General features: G+C 42.3%; 1 protein-coding gene. It reads left to right on the plus strand.

The annotated features are described in order from the left end of the window. Positions 1-2,007, plus strand: a 2,007-nt coding sequence (locus EWM59_RS28140) for a hypothetical protein (protein WP_165372321.1), incomplete at both ends; no start/stop codon positions are given.

A 2,007-nucleotide genomic window follows, 5' to 3' on the forward strand; every position in this document is an offset into this window, starting at 1 on the left:
GCATCCATAGTAAAAGCAGAGTATTTCATCAATACCGACCCGGGAATTGGCTTGGGGACAAATATAGTAATCCCTTCCGGTCAGACGACTTTATCGAATATCAATTTCACGATTCCTTCGGGAAGTTTGCCAGCCGGAACAAATTATCTGTATGTCAGAACCAAAGATGAAAATGGCAAATGGAGCGAACCACTAATGCGGCAATTGAATAATGTGGTGAATCCTCCTGTAACATCAATTGTAAAAGCAGAGTATTTCATCAATACCGACCCTGGAATTGGCTTGGGGACGAATATAGTTATACCCTCTGGTCAGACTACTTTATCGAATATCAATTTCACGATTCCTTCAGGAGTTTTGCCAACTGGAACGAATTACCTGTATGTCAGAGCCAAAGATGAAAATGGTAAATGGAGCGAGCCGCTGATGCGACAATTGAATAATGTGGTAACTCCTCCTGTGGCATCAATAGTAAAAGCCGAGTATTTCATCAATACCGACCCGGGAATTGGCTTAGGGACGAATATAGTTATTCCATCGGGTCAGACGACCTTATCGAATATCAATTTCACAATTCCCTCGGGGAGTTTGCCATCGGGAACGAATTATCTGTACATCAGAACCAAAGATGAAAATGGCAAATGGAGTGAACCGCTGATGCGACAATTGAACAATGTGGTAACTCCTCCTGTAGCATCCATAGTAAAAGCAGAGTATTTCATCAATACTGACCCGGGAATTGGCTTGGGGACAAATATAGTAATCCCTTCCGGTCAGACGACTTTATCGAATATCAATTTCACGATTCCTTCGGGAAGTTTGCCAGCCGGAACAAATTATCTGTATGTCAGAACCAAAGATGAAAATGGCAAATGGAGCGAACCACTAATGCGGCAATTGAATAATGTGGTGAATCCTCCTGTAACATCAATTGTAAAAGCAGAGTATTTCATCAATACCGACCCTGGAATTGGCTTGGGGACGAATATAGTTATACCCTCTGGTCAGACTACTTTATCGAATATCAATTTCACGATTCCTTCAGGAGTTTTGCCAACTGGAACGAATTACCTGTATGTCAGAGCCAAAGATGAAAATGGTAAATGGAGCGAGCCGCTGATGCGACAATTGAATAATGTGGTAACTCCTCCTGTGGCATCAATAGTAAAAGCCGAGTATTTCATCAATACCGACCCGGGAATTGGCTTAGGGACGAATATAGTTATTCCATCGGGTCAGACGACCTTATCGAATATCAATTTCACAATTCCCTCGGGGAGTTTGCCATCGGGAACGAATTATCTGTACATCAGAACCAAAGATGAAAATGGCAAATGGAGTGAACCGCTGATGCGACAATTGAACAATGTGGTAACTCCTCCTGTAGCATCCATAGTAAAAGCAGAGTATTTCATCAATACTGACCCGGGAATTGGCTTGGGGACAAATATAGTAATCCCTTCCGGTCAGACGACTTTATCGAATATCAATTTCACGATTCCTTCGGGAAGTTTGCCAGCCGGAACAAATTATCTGTATGTCAGAACCAAAGATGAAAATGGCAAATGGAGCGAACCACTAATGCGGCAATTGAATAATGTGGTGAATCCTCCTGTAACATCAATTGTAAAAGCAGAGTATTTCATCAATACCGACCCTGGAATTGGCTTGGGGACGAATATAGTTATACCCTCTGGTCAGACTACTTTATCGAATATCAATTTCACGATTCCTTCAGGAGTTTTGCCAACTGGAACGAATTACCTGTATGTCAGAGCCAAAGATGAAAATGGTAAATGGAGCGAGCCGCTGATGCGACAATTGAATAATGTGGTAACTCCTCCTGTGGCATCAATAGTAAAAGCCGAGTATTTCATCAATACCGACCCGGGAATTGGCTTAGGGACGAATATAGTTATTCCATCGGGTCAGACGACCTTATCGAATATCAATTTCACAATTCCCTCGGGGAGTTTGCCATCGGGAACGAATTATCTGTACATCAGA

This window comes from Emticicia agri (assembly GCF_004168285.1).
GTDB lineage: Bacteria > Bacteroidota > Bacteroidia > Cytophagales > Spirosomataceae > Emticicia > Emticicia agri.